Genomic DNA, 15,690 nt, shown 5'->3' on the forward strand with positions numbered 1-15,690 from the left:
CGCTGCCGAAGGCGGCGATGTTTTCTGTCTGCTCATCCAATGAAACAGGCGCACAGGGTGAAAAATATGCGCCAGCGCTTTATAGTGGCCGACCTCCGTTTCATCAAGTAGCGAAGCCCCACATGTCCGAACCACGCAAGATCCTCGTCACCAGCGCCCTGCCCTACGCCAACGGTTCGATTCACCTTGGCCATATGCTGGAATACATCCAGACCGATATGTGGGTGCGCTTCCAGAAGCATCGTGGCAACCAGTGCATCTATGTCTGCGCCGACGACGCCCACGGTTCGGCGATCATGCTGCGTGCAGAAAAGGAAGGCATTACCCCGGAACAACTGATCGCCAACGTACAGGCTGAACACAGCGCCGACTTTGCCGAGTTCCTGGTCGACTTCGACAACTTCCACTCCACTCACGCCGAAGAAAACCGTGAGCTGTCGAGCCAGATCTACCTGAAGCTGCGTGACGCCGGGCACATCGCCCAACGCTCGATCACCCAGTATTTCGACCCGGAAAAGAAAATGTTCCTGGCCGACCGCTTCATCAAGGGCACCTGCCCGAAATGCGGCACCGAAGACCAGTACGGCGATAACTGCGAAAAATGCGGCGCAACCTATGCGCCGACCGATCTGAAGGATCCGAAGTCGGCCATTTCCGGCGCCACCCCGGTGCTCAAGGATTCCCAGCACTTCTTCTTCAAACTGCCAGACTTCCAGCAGATGCTGCAGACCTGGACCCGCAGCGGCACCCTGCAGGACGCCGTTGCCAACAAGATCGCCGAGTGGCTGGACGCCGGCCTGCAACAGTGGGACATCTCCCGCGATGCACCGTACTTCGGTTTCGAGATCCCGGACGAGCCAGGCAAATATTTCTACGTGTGGCTGGACGCGCCGATCGGCTACATGGCGAGCTTCAAGAACCTTTGCAACCGCACGCCGGAGCTGGACTTCGACGCGTTCTGGGGCAAGGACTCCACTGCCGAGCTGTACCACTTCATCGGCAAGGACATCGTCAACTTCCATGCCTTGTTCTGGCCAGCCATGCTCGAAGGCGCCGGCTTCCGCAAGCCGACCGGGATCAACGTGCACGGCTACCTGACGGTCAATGGCCAGAAGATGTCCAAATCCCGCGGCACCTTCATCAAGGCGCGTACCTACCTGGATCACCTGTCGCCGGAATACCTGCGCTACTACTACGCGGCCAAACTGGGCCGTGGCGTCGATGACCTCGACCTGAACCTCGAAGACTTCGTGCAGAAGGTCAACTCCGACCTGGTCGGCAAAGTAGTCAACATCGCCAGCCGTTGCGCCGGTTTCATCCAGAAGGGTAACGCCGGCCTGCTGGTGGACAACAACGCCGCGCCAGAGCTGACCGAAGCGTTCCTGGCCGCGGCGCCAAGCATCGCCGACGCCTATGAAGCCCGTGACTTCGCCCGCGCCATGCGTGAAACCATGGCCCTGGCCGACCGCGCCAACGCGTGGATCGCCGACAAGGCCCCGTGGTCGTTGAACAAGCAGGAAGGCAAGCAGGATGAAGTCCAGGCGATCTGTGCCACCGGCATCAACCTGTTCCGCCAACTGGTGATCTTCCTCAAACCGGTACTGCCATTGCTGGCCGCCGATGCCGAGGCGTTCCTCAACGTCGCCCCGCTGACCTGGAACGACCACACCACGCTGCTGGCCAACCATCAGTTGAACGAATTCAAACCGTTGATGACCCGCATCGACCCGGTAAAAGTACAAGCCATGACCGACGCCTCGAAAGAAGACCTGACCGCCAGCCAGACCGACACCGGCGCTGCCGCACCTGCGGGCAACGGCGAACTGGCCAAGGATCCGCTGTCGCCGGAAATCGACTTCGACGCTTTTGCCGCCATCGACCTGCGCGTCGCCCTGATCGTCAAGGCCGAGCACGTGGAAGGCGCCGACAAGCTGCTGCGCCTGACGCTGGACATCGGTGACGAGCAACGCAACGTGTTCTCCGGGATCAAGAGCGCGTACCCGGACCCGTCGAAACTCGACGGTCGCCTGACCATGATGATCGCCAACCTCAAGCCCCGGAAAATGAAGTTCGGTATCTCCGAAGGCATGGTGATGGCCGCAGGTCCCGGCGGTGAAGAAATCTACCTGCTGAGCCCGGACAGCGGCGCCAAGCCGGGTCAACGCATCAAGTAAGGCCCAGCGGTAAAACGATCCCACAGGCATGTTCCGCAGGCCTGTGGGATTTTTCATATCTGGCCGGATAATGCCTAACCTTAAGAGACACTCGCCCGTTTCGCTGGCAGAACCATGACTGAACTTGTGCTTACGCTGATCAGTGCCGCCCTGCTCAACAACTTCGTGTTGCACTGGCCGCTGGGCGTCGATCCGTTGCTGGCCGGCAGCCGGCGTCAGGTGCATGCGCTGGGGCTGGCGACGACATGCCTGATGCTGGTGACGGGGGTCATCGGTTATTTGATCTGGCACTGGCTGCTGGTGCCGTTGCAACTGCAGGCGCTGCACCTGTTTGTGTTCTTGCCGCTCAGCGTGTTGCTGATCGCGCCGATCCTGAAACTGCTGACGCATGCGCTGCCCGACTGGCCGTTCGACGGACTGTGGCCGCTGCTGCTGGGCAATGCCGGCGTGCTGGGCCTGGCCTTGATCAATGCGCAAAATGATCGGGGCCTGCTGCAGGCAACAGCACTGAGCATCGGCGCCGGACTGGGCTTCTGGCTGGTACTGAGCCTGTTCAACGACTTGCGCGAGCGCACGGCCGACAACGACATTCCCCTGCCCTTTCGCGGCTTGCCGATCGACCTGATCGGCGCCGGACTGATCGCAGTGACTTTTCTCGGCTTCAGTGGACTGATCAAAACATGAGTCTGATTCAACTCATCGATGCCCTCCTGCCGCAGACCCAGTGCGGCAAATGCGGCCACCCCGGGTGCAAGCCCTATGCGCAAGGCATCGTCGATGGCGAACCGATCAACAAATGCCCACCGGGCGGCGACGAAACCATTACCGCCCTGGCTGAGCTGCTGAATGTGCCAGTGCTGGAACTGGACATCAGCCGAGGTTCGGCACCGCCACAAGTGGCATACATCCGCGAGGCCGAGTGCATCGGCTGCACCAAGTGCATTCAGGCTTGCCCGATCGACGCCATCGTCGGCGCCGCGAAACTGATGCACACCGTGCTGATCGACGAATGCACCGGTTGCGACCTGTGCGTGGCGCCTTGCCCGGTGGATTGCATCGAGATGCATCCGTTGCCGCTCGGCACCTTGCCGGTGGTCGGCGGTCTGGCGTCCAGCCTTGAAGAACAGCGCGCACGTACCGCCAAACGTGACCACGCGCGCCAGCGCTTTGAGCGACGCAACGCCCGCCTGCAACGCGAAGAACAACAGAAACAGGCTGAGCGCGAAGCCCGGGCGCAACGGGCGGCGCAACCGGCTGTGGCCACCCTCGATCCGGTGCAGGCAGCCTTGGAACGCGTCCGCGCGCAGAAAGCCGCGACCGCCGACGCGGCACTGAAAAAAGCCAAGATCGACGTCGCCATGAGCCGCGCACAATTGCACAAATCGCTGAAAGCCTTCGGCCATCCACCGACTTTCGAGCAGCAGTCGCAACTGATCGTGTTGCAACAGCAGTTCGAAGCTGCCGAGCAGGCGCTGGCGAAACTCGAAAGCAGCACCCCCAGCGCTCCAGCGGCTACGGCTACGGCCACAGCCCCGGCGAAAGACGCGGACCTGAAACGAGCAAAAATCCAGTTGGCCATGCGTCGCGCCGAACTGAAAAAAGCCCAGACCGCCGAGGCGCCAGCGGAACAGATCGCCACGCTGGAACAGGCTCTGCGTGACGCCGAGCAAGCCCTGCACACTGCCGAAGCATCCAGTGAACAGCCGGCGCCTGAGCTCGTGCGCGTGGAAAAACGTCCGATCGACAGCCAGCTCCGCCAGTTGAAAACCGAACTGGCCTACGCCCGCGCCGACCTGAGCAAACTCGAACGCCGTGCCGACACGCCGAGCGAAGCCCTCGACAAGGCCCGCGCTCGCCTGCAAGACGCCGAGCGTCAGGTACATGACCATGTTGCCCCGTGAAGCACCGGATGAGCGCCTGCAACAGGCGATGAAATGGGTGTTGCTCGCCACGCTGCCGGGGCTGTTGGCGTTGTTCTGGCTCTACGGCTGGGGCGTGTTGATCAATCTGATGCTGGCGGTGAGCGCCGCGTTACTCGTCGAGGCGGGCGTCACCCGCCTGCGCCGACAACCGCTGCAACCAACGCTGAGCGACGGCAGCGCGCTGGTCAGTGCCACCCTTCTGGCGGCTGCCCTGCCGCCTTATTGCCCGTGGTGGTTGACCGTTATCGCGATCGCTTCGGGACTGCTGTTCGGCAAGCACTTGTACGGCGGCATCGGCAAAAATCCGTTCAATCCGGCCATGCTTGGTTTTGTGCTGGTGATGGTGCTGTTCCCGCAACCGATGACGCACTGGCCGGCGCACGGGATGAATCTGCTGGCAGCGTTTGATCAGGTGTTCAACGCAGGTCAGGCGCCGGACGCCTGGGTTCAGGCCACGGCGCTGGACAGCCTGCGCATCAATAAAAGCCTGACCATGGATGAGCTGTTCGCCACCAATCCGGCATTCGGGCGTTTCGGCGGGCTCGGCGTGGAGTGGGTCAATCTGGCGTTTCTCGCCGGGGGGCTGTTGCTGTTGCAACGTCGGGTGATTGGCTGGCAGGCGCCAGTCGGCATGCTGGCCAGCCTGTTTGTCGTCAGCCTGCTCTTCTGGAACGGCTCGGGCTCAGACTCCCATGGCTCGCCGCTGTTTCATCAACTGAGTGGCGCGACCATGCTCGGCGCGTTCTTCATCATTACTGAACCAGTGTCCGGGGCAAAAAGCCCGCTGGCCCGACTGCTGTTCGGCGTCGGTGCCGGCTTGCTGACCTATCTGATCCGCACCTGGGGCGGCTACCCGGACGGCGTTGCGTTTGCCGTGTTGCTGATGAACCTCTGTGTACCGGCACTGGAACGTTTTGCCGCCGCCCGCCAGGCACAGGTGAACTCATGAACCGCGCGGCCTCTGTCATCACACTGGTGCTGATAGCCGCTGCCGGTCTCGGCCTGGTCTATGGGTTGCAACGCGCCAGTGCCCCGCAGATTGCCATCGAACAACGCCTGCTCGACAGTCGCAAGCTGCTGGATGTGCTCGCCACTGATGCCTACGACAATCAGCCGCTGGAGCAACCGCTGGCGTTGGTTGACACGACGTTGCGCCGCAGCACGCTACTGGGTGGTTACCGCGCCAGCAAAGCCGGGCTGCCGGTGGCGGTGTTGTTGCGCACGCAGACCGAGGGGTATGCCGGCACCATCGAATTGCTGATCGCCATTGATGCCAATGGCAGACTGCTGGGCGTGAAAACCCTGCGGCAAAACGAAACGCCAGCGCTCGGCGGGCACGTCGGCGACTGGCCGAACAACTGGCTGGCCGGTTTTTCCGGGAAATCTCGCAGTGCACCCGAAGATGCGGGCTGGGCATTGAAAAGGGATCAGGGACAGTTCGACCAACTGGCGGGCGCAACCATCACTTCCCGTGCCACCGTCGATGCCATCCATGACGCCCTGCGCTACTTTGATGAGCACCGGTCAACCTTGCTGGGGATCACACCATGAACCGGCCGACGAATCTGAGCAACGCCTTGGTGCTGGCACTGTTGTTGGGTACCAGCACCACGCTGGCCGGCGCGCTGGGGATGCTGTTGATGTCGAGCGTTGTCGTGACGGTTTACGCGGTGTGTATCGCTCCACTGCGTTCACGACTGTCTGACAGCGCTGCGTTGCTGGCCAGCTTGCTGCTGGCCGCCACCCTGACCAGTTGCGCCAATATTCTCGCGCAGCGCTGGGGGTTGCAGTGGCACCAGACACTCGGGATCTACGCCGGGCTGATCGCCTTGCAATGCGTGGTGCTGGAATACAATGGATTCTTTCGTCAGGCGCTGGTCGAGCGCCTGAAGCTTTTTGGCCTGTCGAGTGGACTGCTACTGATGCTGGCAGTCTTGCGTGAGCTGTTCGGTCAGGGCCATCTCGGTGGTGGTCTGTCAGAACACTGGCAAGGTCTGATCCTGTTCAACGAAGGGTTGCACCTGGTCACACTGGTCCCCGGCGCTCTCATACTGCTGGGACTGCTGCTGGCTGCCCGCCAGGCATGGACTCGCTCGAACGCTCTCTCCAAGGAAACACATCACCCATGAATGCCGCAAAACGCCTTGAGATTTTTCGTCGACTGCATGAAGACAATCCCGAGCCGAAAACCGAACTTGCCTACTCCTCGCCCTTCGAATTGCTGATTGCGGTGATTCTATCGGCGCAGTCGACAGACGTCGGCGTCAACAAAGCCACAGCCAAACTGTTCCCGGTTGCCAATACCCCCGCAGCGATTCACTCCTTGGGCGTCGAAGGACTGTCCGAATACATCAAGACCATCGGCCTCTACAACAGCAAAGCCAAGAACGTGATCGAGACCTGCCGCATGCTGGTCGAATTGCACAATGGTGAGGTCCCGCAAACCCGTGAAGAGCTGGAGGCCCTGCCCGGCGTGGGCCGCAAGACCGCCAACGTGGTGCTCAATACCGCGTTCCGCCAGTTGACCATGGCGGTCGACACGCACATTTTTCGCGTGAGCAACCGCACCGGCATCGCCCCGGGTAAAAATGTGGTCGAGGTGGAAAAGAAGTTGATGAAGTTTGTACCTAAAGACTACCTGCTGGATTCTCACCACTGGTTGATTCTGCACGGTCGCTACGTGTGCCTTGCCCGCAAGCCGCGCTGTGGCAGCTGTCGGATCGAAGATTTGTGTGAGTACAAACACAAAACCTCGGACGATTGAGTGGCTATTGGAATTATTGATTCGTCGATTGAAAAAATCTTTTTTACCCGCAGCAGGAATATCGATATAAGGAGCGCCAAAGGCAGTCTTAGCCTGGAGTTCACCTTATGACTGACAGCAAAGAACAACTGGATGTAGATGAGGATTTCACCGCTGCGGAAACCGACGACGCCGAACCGGTGGTCGAAGTCGCCAAGACCAACCTGAGCAAACGCCGCACCATCGATAACCTGCTTGAGGAGCGCCGACTGCAAAAGCAATTGGCCGATTACGATTTTGATCTCTGACACTTGAAAGCCTCCCGAACCGGAGGCTTTTTACTGTCTGAAGAACCTGTCACCGGCGTCCCATGATCCTTCGGCAGTCCGGACCATCAGACAAGCCCGTTGCGCTGTGCCAGCTCGATCAGGTCCACCAGCGACCGGGCATTGAGCTTCAATAACAGACGGGTCTTGTAGGTACTGACTGTCTTGTTGCTGAGAAACATGCCATCGGCAATTTCCTTGTTGGTCTTGCCACGCGCCAATTGTTGCAAGACCATCATTTCGCGCCCCGAAAGACGATCCACCATATCGGACTCACTGGCATTCCCCAGACTGGTACGCACGGTATGCAGGGCCTGGTTTGGAAAGTAGCTGTAACCGGACAGAACGGCTTTGATCGCACTGAGCAACTCTGTCAGATCCTGTTGTTTACAGACATATCCCGCCGCCCCCGACTGCATGCAGCGCATCGAAAAATGCCCCGGCGCCTGTGAAGTCAGCACCAGAACTTTCAATGGCATCGCCGTCGAGTTCAGGCGCGCAATAACTTCCAGCCCATCAAGTTTCGGTATTCCAATATCCAGAATGACAATATCCGGCATCTGGTCGCGTGCGAGTTGTAACGCATCCACACCATTATCTGTTTCTGCAATAACTTCGTAGCCATGACGTTCCATCAGCATACGCACAGCAAGACGAATGACGGGGTGATCATCCACGATCAACACTTTATTCATGGGCAAGTCCAGTTTCGCTGTTCGAATTTTTAGAACCGGCACAATAGCCCAGTCACTTGCGACATGGCACAAGAGAGTTCCATTACACGCCCCGCCAAAGACATTCCCTACAACAAATAAAGACTATTCCTACAAAAAAACCAACACCAGAGTTATCGGCATGGCGTTGGTATTTCTCAGAGCGGTATTTAGATGTGAAAAATACTACGATCTGACAGCCCTGCCTGCACAATTCATTCGGGCCAGCTAATCATCGAAAGACGCCGGAAATTGCATTGTCGATGCGAGGCCTCATGGATGAATCAGCGTAGCGCCAGACAACACCCGACTGGGTAGACAATAAAACAACGAACCGCGCGCCTCACAATAAACACCTGAAACAAGACACTTCTACCCAACTGACTTTTTTTAATATAAAAAAGACCGCCATCCGTAGAACTTTAAACTCCCCACAACCCATTCAACAACCACAATGGAAAATACACTAATGAGCAAACACCATGATAAAAATCAAAAAGAAAATCACCAATCCCATGACTGTAATTGTGATATTTGCATTTATTTCCGAATCATCGGCGGCCATTTCCCTGCCCTTTCTTGGCAGTAATGAACGGGAAATCTATGTCTGGTTTCTAATCAGCTTTCCGTTTTACCTGCTACTGCTGTTTTTCGTGACTCTCAACTTCAACTACCGTTCACTGTATGCGCCTTCGGACTTCAACAAGGACGACAGTTTCTTGAAGATCGCCGACGAGTTGAAGAGCATCAGGAGCAGAGCGTATTCGCCAGACCCGCCATGGATTGAGCACAGCATTCGACTGCCCAAGCGGATCGGCACGTTGCGTACCATAGACATTCGCCCGCTGAGCAGCGCACAGGCGTTCAGAAATATGGCCGAACACTTTCCGCGTCCCGACAAACAATCGGCCGAGGCAGTGTTACTTCTGACCGATCCTGCATCTGACATTCTGTTCAGGCAAATCACGCTCAGCCTCCTCAAACAATCGAAGAAAGGCACAGGCGGAGTAACCATTATTGCTCACAACGTGAATACGCTGAGCACTGCGATTCTGGGGGAGGTGTGATGCCCCGGGTCGAGGACAGATGTGGACAATCAAGAAAATGGCGGGATTGAACGTAGCCACAAGCGCGAGTGGAAGAAGGTCAGGCAAGTACAGAACAAAAAAATGGCGGCTGTGTCACTGGGACCAGCCGCCATTTCCCTACAGGCCTGCGAGGCTTAGAACAACTTGCGGCCCTTGTTGGCAGCAATGCGCATGCGCAGCGCGTTGAGCTTGATAAAGCCCGCCGCGTCGGCCTGGTTGTAAGCACCGCCGTCTTCTTCGAAGGTCGCGATGTTGGCATCGAACAGCGAATCGTCGGACTTGCGGCCGGTCACGATCACATTGCCCTTGTACAGCTTCAGGCGAACCACACCGTTCACGTTGACCTGCGAAGCGTCGATCATCTGTTGCAGCATCAGACGCTCCGGGCTCCACCAGTAGCCGGTGTAGATCAGGCTGGCGTACTTGGGCATCAACTCGTCTTTGAGGTGAGCGACTTCGCGGTCCAGGGTGATCGATTCGATGGCGCGGTGCGCGCGCAGCATGATGGTGCCGCCCGGGGTTTCGTAGCAGCCACGGGACTTCATGCCCACATAACGGTTTTCAACGATGTCGAGACGACCGATACCGTGAGCACCACCGATCTGGTTCAGCGTCGCCAGTACGGTGGCCGGGGTCATTTCAACGCCGTCCAGCGCAACGATGTCGCCGTTACGGTAAGTCAGTTCCAGATACTGCGGCTTGTCAGGAGCGTTCTCTGGCGAGACGGTCCAGCGCCACATGTCTTCTTCGTGCTCGGTCCAGGTGTCTTCCAGCACGCCGCCTTCATAGGAGATGTGCAACAAGTTGGCATCCATCGAGTACGGGGATTTTTTCTTGCCATGACGCTCGATCGGGATCGCGTGCTTCTCGGCGTAGTCCATCAGCTTCTCGCGGGACAGCAGGTCCCACTCACGCCATGGAGCAATCACTTTCACGCCTGGCTTGAGCGCGTAGGCGCCCAGTTCGAAACGCACCTGGTCGTTGCCCTTGCCGGTAGCACCATGGGAAATGGCGTCAGCACCGGTTTCGTTGGCGATTTCGATCAGGCGTTTGGCGATCAGCGGACGTGCGATGGAAGTACCCAGCAGGTACTCGCCTTCGTAAACGGTGTTGGCGCGGAACATCGGGAACACGAAATCGCGCACGAACTCTTCGCGCAGGTCATCGATGTAGATTTCTTTGACACCCATGGCCTGAGCCTTGGCGCGAGCCGGCTCGACCTCTTCGCCCTGACCCAGGTCAGCGGTGAAGGTCACCACTTCACAGTTATAAGTATCCTGCAGCCACTTGAGGATCACCGAAGTGTCCAGGCCGCCGGAATACGCCAGAACGACCTTGTTTACGTCCGCCATGCCATCACTCCACGGGGTTCTACGGAAAGCCGAGGAGTCTACCGCTCAAATGCGATAATTTACAGAGGCGCGACAGCTTAAGACGACAAAGCGACAGAATCTGTCGAGAGCGCGACGATGACCGGCAGGTCAGGAAGTTGCCGCAGTATTGCCTGGCGTGCTGGCTTGCGGCGCTGGAGCGGCGGTCGGCGCCACCCGCGCGAGCTTCACGCTGACCCGGCGATTCTTCGCCCGGTTGGCTGCGTTGGTGTTCGGAACCAGCGGGTATTGCTCGCCGTGGAAACGCACGGTGATCTGCGATTCGGCGATGCCGTTGGCCTTGAAGAAATCGACCACCGCCAGCGCGCGACGGCGAGACAGTTCACGGTTGGTCAGACGGTTGCCGCTGTTGTCGGAGTGGCCGTCGAGTTCGATGTGATTGACCGTCGGATCGGCCTTCATGTACTCGAGCATCACTTGCAGCCTGGCCTTGGCATCGGCATCCAGGTCGGTGCCTTCGCCGGGGAAGCCGATCTGCGACTGTTTGACCTGATCGAAATTCTGCGGCAGCAATTTCGCCACACACATCTGGTAGTCGTTGAAAGCCTTGCTGAACTTGACAGGCAGCAGGCGTACTTCAGACACCCGGCCATCGCCGGAAGCACGGCGCACCACCGGGCTACGACCGTCGAGCAAGCCGCTGATCAAGCCACCGGCCTGAGATTGCGAACTGTTGAACAGCACGTTGCCGGTGCCGATCCTGACACTGCCCAGATAGATGTCGTTGCGCCCCGGCTGCCATGGCGCGGCGGCCGCGAGCAAGGTCGCCGAACCGCCGCCGAGCATGGCGTTGTAGGCATTCAGGCGAAAAATCGCCTGCTCACCGGCCTTGCGCACGAACTGGCCCGAGCCGAAATCGGTGATCGGCTGGGTCAGGCGGCACTCGAACTTGTCGCCCTCGACCGTCCACTCAATGTTCTCCAGACGAGTCTGGTAGGTGAGCGCCATCGCGGGAAGGCTGGCAAACACACTGAGCAAGGCTAAATATCGCTGGCGCACGGGAGGCTCCATTGGCTTCTGTAACACAAAGACCGATTCACACTATGTTTACGGCATACCTACGGGATATCGGAAGGTTCCCGCAAAACTTGATAGCGAGTGCCTGCAAGAGTCTTTTCCGGTAGCATTCCCCTCAGTTTGACCCGCCTGGAATCCCCTCATGTCCGACCGCCTGACCCTGCTGCGTCCCGACGACTGGCACATTCATCTTCGCGATGGTGCCGTGTTGACCAATACCGTTGCCGATGTTGCGCGCACCTTTGGCCGCGCCATCATCATGCCCAACCTGGTACCACCGGTGCGCAATGCCGCCGAAGCCGACGGCTATCGCCAGCGGATTCTCGCTGCCCGCCCGGCCGGCAGTCGCTTCGAACCGCTGATGGTGCTGTACCTCACCGACCGCACCCAGCCCGAAGAAATTCGTGAGGCCAAGGCCAGCGGTTTCGTGCACGCCGCCAAACTGTACCCGGCCGGCGCCACCACCAACTCCGATTCCGGGGTGACCAGCATCGACAAGATCTTCCCGGCGCTGGAAGCCATGGCCGAAGTCGGCATGCCGCTGCTGATCCACGGTGAAGTCACCCGTGGCGATGTCGACGTTTTCGATCGCGAAAAGATTTTCATCGATGAACACATGCGCCGTGTGGTCGAGCGTTTCCCAACGCTCAAAGTGGTGTTCGAACACATCACTACCGGCGACGCCGTGCAGTTCGTCAACGAGGCTTCGGCCAACGTTGGCGCGACCATCACCGCGCACCACCTGCTGTACAACCGCAACCACATGCTGGTGGGCGGGATTCGGCCGCACTTTTATTGCCTGCCGATCCTCAAGCGTAATACGCATCAGGAAGCCCTGCTCGACGCCGCCACCAGCGGCAGCGCGAAGTTCTTCCTCGGCACCGACTCGGCGCCGCATGCCCAGCACGCCAAGGAAGCCGCCTGCGGTTGCGCCGGCTGCTACACCGCCTACGCCGCTATCGAGATGTACGCCGAAGCCTTCGAACAGCGTAACGCGCTGGACAAGCTCGAAGCGTTCGCCAGCCTCAACGGCCCGCGCTTCTACGGCCTGCCGACCAATACCGATCGCATCACCCTGGTCCGTGAAGAATGGACCGCCCCGACCAGCCTGCCATTCGGCGAGCTGAACGTTATCCCGCTGCGCGCCGGTGAAAAACTGCGCTGGCGCCTGCTGGAGGAACACGCGTGAGTGATGACCATTTCGACGACGAACTGGACGGTCAAGGTGGCGGCGGCGGTTCCCGTCATCCAATGGCAGCGCGTTTTCGCGGTTACCTGCCAGTTGTCGTTGACGTAGAGACCGGGGGCTTCAATTCGGCCACCGACGCTCTGCTGGAGATTGCCGCGACCACCATCGCCATGGATGAAAAGGGTTTCGTTTACCCGGACCACACCTATTTCTTCCGCGTTGAGCCGTTTGAAGGCGCCAACATCGAAGCAGCAGCGCTGGAGTTCACCGGGATCAAGCTTGATCATCCGCTGCGCATGGCGGTCAGCGAAGAAACCGCACTGATCGACATCTTCCGTGGTATTCGCAAGGCACTGAAAGCCAACGGCTGCAAACGGGCGATCCTGGTCGGCCACAACAGCAGCTTCGACCTTGGCTTCCTGAATGCCGCCGTGGCCCGACTGGACATGAAGCGCAACCCGTTTCATCCGTTCTCCAGCTTCGACACCGCGACGCTGGCTGGCCTGGCGTACGGTCAAACGGTGCTGGCCAAGGCCTGTCAGGCCGCCGACATCGACTTCGATGGCCGTGAAGCGCACTCGGCGCGTTACGACACCGAGAAGACGGCCGAGCTGTTCTGCGGCATCGTCAACCGCTGGAAACAGATGGGCGGCTGGGAAGACTTCGACGACTGATCCTCGTCGGGCAAATCCCGCGCATAAAAAAACCGGCCACTTGGGCCGGTTTTTTTGTACCTCGACGTTGCGCCTTACAGGGCCGCAGCGTTCTCGGTCAGGTACGCCGCAACGCCTTCTGGCGAAGCGTTCATGCCTTTGTCGCCTTTCTTCCAGTTGGCAGGGCAGACTTCGCCGTGCTCTTCGTGGAATTGCAGAGCGTCGACCAGACGGATCAGCTCTTCCATGTTACGGCCCAGCGGCAGGTCGTTGATGATCTGCGAACGGACAACGCCTTTGTCGTCGATCAGGAACGCGCCACGGAAAGCCACGCCGCCTTCGGACTCAACGTCGTAAGCCTTGGCAATGTCGTGCTTCATGTCGGCAGCCATGGTGTATTTCACCTGGCCGATGCCGCCATTGTTGACCGGGGTGTTGCGCCAGGCGTTGTGGGTGAAGTGCGAGTCGATCGAAACGGCGATCACTTCTACGTTGCGTGCCTTGAAGTCGGCCATGCGGTTGTCCAGAGCGATCAGCTCGGACGGGCAGACGAAGGTAAAGTCCAGTGGGTAGAAGAACACCAGACCGTATTTGCCTTTGATGGCCGAGGACAGAGTGAAGCTGTCAACGATCTCGCCATTGCCGAGTACGGCCGGGACGGTGAAGTCAGGGGCTTGTTTGCCTACGAGTACGCTCATGGATATCTCCTGGTGAATAACTTGAAGTTCAGGGTCCGGGCCAGCCTGCCACCCTCAGGCGACAGCCCTGTGACACGAACCCTCTTCGCAAGGGCCGACCATCATACACTGCGTTTTTGGCCTGTCCTTAACGGTTTTTTACCCAAAGCGGATAACGGTGCTGCATTTGCGGGGCCAGGCAAAAAGCCAGCAATCGCCGTTCGTCGGTCACGGCTGTCAATCAGCTGAAGCGTTCAGAAAGCACTTTGACAATCATTCTCGTTAACATTAAGATCCATCGCAATTGAGTCACAACCAGCGACGGTTCTCACTTATGTATGTTTGCCTCTGCACTGGCGTCACCGACGGACAGATCCGCGAAGCGATCTATGAAGGTTGCTGCAGCTACAAAGAAGTCCGCCAGGCCACTGGCGTCGCCAGCCAATGCGGCAAATGTGCCTGCCTTGCCAAGGAAGTGGTGCGCGAAACCCTGACCAAGCTGCAAACCGCCCAGGCTGCGATCCCCTACCCTGTAGAATTTACGGCTGCTTGAATACCCCTCATTTCAAAGAACCGGACATATGTCCGGTTTTTTTATGCCCGCAAATCAAACGGTTAGGCGCTAGACGCGGAACACAAACATTCTTATTCAGATTTAATTTCATTTATTATTCAATAACTTAGGTTTGACACTTATAAATACCAAGCTCAAACTCCGCCTTATATACAGCTATTACAGGGCAGGACTCCCATCATGAAAGGCGACATTACAGTCATCCAGCATCTCAACAAGATCCTTGCCAATGAGCTGGTCGCGATCAATCAGTACTTCCTGCATGCACGCATGTATGAAGATTGGGGCCTGAACAAGCTGGGCAAGCACGAGTACCACGAGTCCATCGACGAGATGAAGCACGCGGACAAGCTGATCAAGCGCATCCTGTTCCTCGAAGGCCTGCCGAACGTGCAGGACCTGGGCAAGCTGCACATCGGCGAGCACACCAAGGAAATGCTGGAGTGCGACCTGCGGATCGAGAAGACCGGCCACGCCGACCTGAAAGCCGCCATCGCGCATTGCGAATCGGTAGGCGACTTTGGCAGCCGCGAACTGCTTGAAGATATTCTTGAATCCGAAGAAGAACATATCGACTGGCTGGAAACCCAACTGGGCCTGATCGATAAAGTCGGTCTTGAGAACTATCTGCAATCGCAGATGGGCGAAGACGAGTAATTAGCGAGCGCTAAACTCGATACACTAAAAAGCCCCGCCCTCTTTCGAGAGGCGGGGCTTTTTATTGCCGGGACTTCAGTCAATGCTGAAATCCCTGTGGGTGTCAGTCTGCTGGCGATAGCGTCATGTCAGCCGGCAACATTGTGACCGGCAGAAAGCATTCGCGTGCAGGCTCGCTCCCACAAAAGCCCAATCAGGCTTCGGACTTGTTCGCTGCAGCCGCTTCAACAGCCGCCTTGATGGTGCTTTGCAGCTCACCGTTGGCGAACATTTCAGCCATGATGTCGCTACCGCCGACCAGCTCGCCACCCACCCACAGCTGCGGGAAAGTCGGCCAGTTGGCGTACTTCGGCAGGTTGGCGCGGATTTCCGGGTTCTGCAGGATGTCGACGTAGGCGAACTTCTCGCCACAGCCCATCACAGCCTGCGCAGCTTTCGCGGAGAAGCCACACTGTGGGGCATTCGGCGAGCCTTTCATGTAAAGCAGAATGGTGTTGTTGGCAATCTGCTCTTTAATCGTTTCGATGATATCCATGGAGCACCTCGGCTGAACTTTCCGACTCATG

At 58.5% G+C, this 15,690-nt stretch carries 18 protein-coding genes; 13 read left to right on the forward strand and 5 right to left on the reverse strand.

All coding sequences use genetic code 11. The features are described from left to right. Positions 1–122: 122 nt before the first annotated feature. The 8 genes from metG (at position 123) to AC1UK9_RS22335 (ending at position 7,147) form a co-directional block, all read left to right on the forward strand. On the forward strand, positions 123–2,174 hold the full coding sequence (gene metG / locus AC1UK9_RS22300) for a methionine--tRNA ligase (RefSeq protein WP_025112366.1): 2,052 nt from the start codon (positions 123–125) through the stop codon (positions 2,172–2,174). A 114-nt stretch (positions 2,175–2,288) separates the two neighbouring features. Continuing rightward, entirely contained in the window at positions 2,289–2,858 is a 570-nt protein-coding gene (locus tag AC1UK9_RS22305) for an electron transport complex protein RnfA (protein WP_025112367.1), read from the forward strand. Further along, positions 2,855–4,075 carry an electron transport complex subunit RsxB gene (gene rsxB, locus AC1UK9_RS22310; RefSeq protein WP_482578511.1) on the forward strand — a complete coding sequence of 407 codons (1,221 nt, stop codon included), beginning with the start codon at positions 2,855–2,857 and terminating at the stop codon, positions 4,073–4,075. Before AC1UK9_RS22305 ends, rsxB begins: the two co-directional genes overlap by 4 nt. Then, positions 4,062–5,045 (forward strand): RnfABCDGE type electron transport complex subunit D, encoded by a 984-nt coding sequence (locus AC1UK9_RS22315; RefSeq protein ID WP_482578512.1) that lies wholly within the window; start codon positions 4,062–4,064, stop codon positions 5,043–5,045. Before rsxB ends, AC1UK9_RS22315 begins: the two co-directional genes overlap by 14 nt. Beyond that, positions 5,042–5,647 (forward strand): RnfABCDGE type electron transport complex subunit G, encoded by a 606-nt coding sequence (locus AC1UK9_RS22320; protein WP_473013441.1) that lies wholly within the window; start codon positions 5,042–5,044, stop codon positions 5,645–5,647. Before AC1UK9_RS22315 ends, AC1UK9_RS22320 begins: the two co-directional genes overlap by 4 nt. Further along, a complete protein-coding gene (locus AC1UK9_RS22325) occupies positions 5,644–6,225 on the forward strand; it encodes an Rnf-Nqr domain containing protein (RefSeq protein ID WP_473013442.1) in 582 nt (193 codons plus the stop codon). Before AC1UK9_RS22320 ends, AC1UK9_RS22325 begins: the two co-directional genes overlap by 4 nt. Continuing rightward, the gene (gene nth / locus AC1UK9_RS22330) at positions 6,222–6,860 is read left to right on the forward strand and encodes an endonuclease III (RefSeq protein ID WP_482578513.1); all 639 of its coding nucleotides are present in this window, start codon (positions 6,222–6,224) and stop codon (positions 6,858–6,860) included. The genes AC1UK9_RS22325 and nth overlap by 4 nt, the downstream gene beginning before the upstream one ends. 107 nt (positions 6,861–6,967) lie before the next feature. Further along, positions 6,968–7,147: a PA3496 family putative envelope integrity protein gene (locus tag AC1UK9_RS22335; RefSeq protein ID WP_102354951.1), complete on the forward strand. Its 180-nt coding sequence runs from the start codon at positions 6,968–6,970 to the stop codon at positions 7,145–7,147. Positions 7,148–7,233: 86 nt separating this feature from the next. On the opposite strand, the gene AC1UK9_RS22340 is transcribed toward AC1UK9_RS22335, so the two are convergent. Further along, positions 7,234–7,860: a response regulator transcription factor gene (locus tag AC1UK9_RS22340; RefSeq protein WP_025112373.1), complete on the reverse strand. Its 627-nt coding sequence runs from the start codon at positions 7,858–7,860 to the stop codon at positions 7,234–7,236. 500 nt (positions 7,861–8,360) lie between these two features. Here AC1UK9_RS22340 and AC1UK9_RS22345 point away from each other — a divergent pair, with 500 nt between their 5' ends. Then, positions 8,361–8,945, forward strand: a complete 585-nt coding sequence (locus tag AC1UK9_RS22345; protein WP_482578514.1) for a hypothetical protein — start codon at positions 8,361–8,363, stop codon at positions 8,943–8,945. 155 nt (positions 8,946–9,100) lie between these two features. On the opposite strand, the gene AC1UK9_RS22350 is transcribed toward AC1UK9_RS22345, so the two are convergent. Next, positions 9,101–10,318, reverse strand: a complete 1,218-nt coding sequence (locus AC1UK9_RS22350) for an argininosuccinate synthase (protein ID WP_025112375.1) — start codon at positions 10,316–10,318, stop codon at positions 9,101–9,103. 129 nt (positions 10,319–10,447) lie between these two features. Then, on the reverse strand, positions 10,448–11,356 hold the full coding sequence (locus AC1UK9_RS22355; RefSeq protein WP_473013445.1) for a flagellar protein MotY: 909 nt from the start codon (positions 11,354–11,356) through the stop codon (positions 10,448–10,450). 160 nt (positions 11,357–11,516) lie between these two features. Between AC1UK9_RS22355 and pyrC the strand changes: the two genes are divergently transcribed. Both pyrC and rnt read left to right on the forward strand, forming a co-directional pair. Beyond that, complete coding sequence (pyrC, locus tag AC1UK9_RS22360) at positions 11,517–12,563, forward strand: dihydroorotase (RefSeq protein ID WP_025112377.1); 1,047 nt, start codon at positions 11,517–11,519, stop codon at positions 12,561–12,563. Further along, positions 12,560–13,237 carry a ribonuclease T gene (gene rnt / locus AC1UK9_RS22365; protein ID WP_482578516.1) on the forward strand — a complete coding sequence of 226 codons (678 nt, stop codon included), beginning with the start codon at positions 12,560–12,562 and terminating at the stop codon, positions 13,235–13,237. Before pyrC ends, rnt begins: the two co-directional genes overlap by 4 nt. 74 nt (positions 13,238–13,311) lie before the next feature. Here rnt and AC1UK9_RS22370 read toward each other — a convergent pair whose 3' ends face one another. Beyond that, positions 13,312–13,914, reverse strand: coding sequence for a peroxiredoxin (locus AC1UK9_RS22370; protein WP_003227723.1), 603 nt, complete (start codon positions 13,912–13,914; stop codon positions 13,312–13,314). Positions 13,915–14,227: 313 nt separating this feature from the next. On the opposite strand from AC1UK9_RS22370, the gene AC1UK9_RS22375 reads away from it, so the two are divergent. Next, positions 14,228–14,446 carry a bacterioferritin-associated ferredoxin gene (locus AC1UK9_RS22375; protein WP_003227725.1) on the forward strand — a complete coding sequence of 73 codons (219 nt, stop codon included), beginning with the start codon at positions 14,228–14,230 and terminating at the stop codon, positions 14,444–14,446. Positions 14,447–14,647: 201 nt separating this feature from the next. Continuing rightward, positions 14,648–15,124 carry a bacterioferritin gene (gene bfr / locus AC1UK9_RS22380; protein ID WP_482578517.1) on the forward strand — a complete coding sequence of 159 codons (477 nt, stop codon included), beginning with the start codon at positions 14,648–14,650 and terminating at the stop codon, positions 15,122–15,124. A 193-nt stretch (positions 15,125–15,317) separates the two neighbouring features. On the opposite strand, the gene grxD is transcribed toward bfr, so the two are convergent. After that, a complete protein-coding gene (gene grxD, locus AC1UK9_RS22385; RefSeq protein ID WP_473013448.1) occupies positions 15,318–15,659 on the reverse strand; it encodes a Grx4 family monothiol glutaredoxin in 342 nt (113 codons plus the stop codon). Positions 15,660–15,690 lie beyond the last annotated feature (31 nt).

This window comes from Pseudomonas sp. AK-TSAG1-1 (assembly GCF_056821665.1).